The 440-nt window shown below is 68.2% G+C and carries 2 protein-coding genes; both read right to left on the bottom strand.

Annotated features, from left to right (window positions below; all coding sequences use genetic code 11):
- Positions 1-150: FAD-dependent oxidoreductase (locus tag G3N93_RS41315; RefSeq protein ID WP_124636892.1), on the bottom strand; the 150-nt coding region annotated here is incomplete at its 3' end.
- Positions 151-186: 36 nt separating this feature from the next.
- Positions 187-440 (bottom strand): acyl-CoA dehydrogenase C-terminal domain-containing protein (locus G3N93_RS41310; RefSeq protein ID WP_206135673.1); only part of this gene is annotated, 254 nt, incomplete at its 5' end.

Below are 440 nucleotides of genomic sequence, written 5' to 3'. Positions count from 1 at the left end.
GCACACGCCGATTTCGGTGCCTTTCTCGGCGGCCAGCTGCTTGAGCCGGATCGCCGCCGACAGCCCGGCGGGGCCGCCGCCGACGATCACGACGTCGTATTCCATCGATTCGCGCGGGCCGTATTGCGCGAGCAAGTCCTGTGTGGTCAAAATCCTGTCTCCTCCTGCGTCCCGACCGTCAGCCGGTCAGAACTGGTCTTCCGTCAACGCGAGCACGCCCTCGTTGCCCTTCGTGCCGACGATCGACGCTTCGAACGCGCCCGCCTGCACCAGCACGTGCTCCGCATAGCATTGCACGATCGCGATCTTCGCGTCGAAGAACGCCGGGTCGCTCGCGCGGTTCGCGTGCGCCGCCACCAGCGCGCGGCCCATCTGCCACCCGCACAGCACCACGCCCGCCAGCTTCAGGTACGGCACGCTGCCCGCGAACACCGCGTTCG

The sequence above is a fragment of the Burkholderia sp. Se-20378 genome, assembly GCF_017104665.1.
In the GTDB taxonomy this organism is placed as follows: Bacteria; Pseudomonadota; Gammaproteobacteria; order Burkholderiales; family Burkholderiaceae; genus Burkholderia; species Burkholderia lata.
The sequence above is the reverse complement of the archived record's forward strand: the minus strand, read 5'-3'. Positions and strand labels throughout refer to the sequence as shown.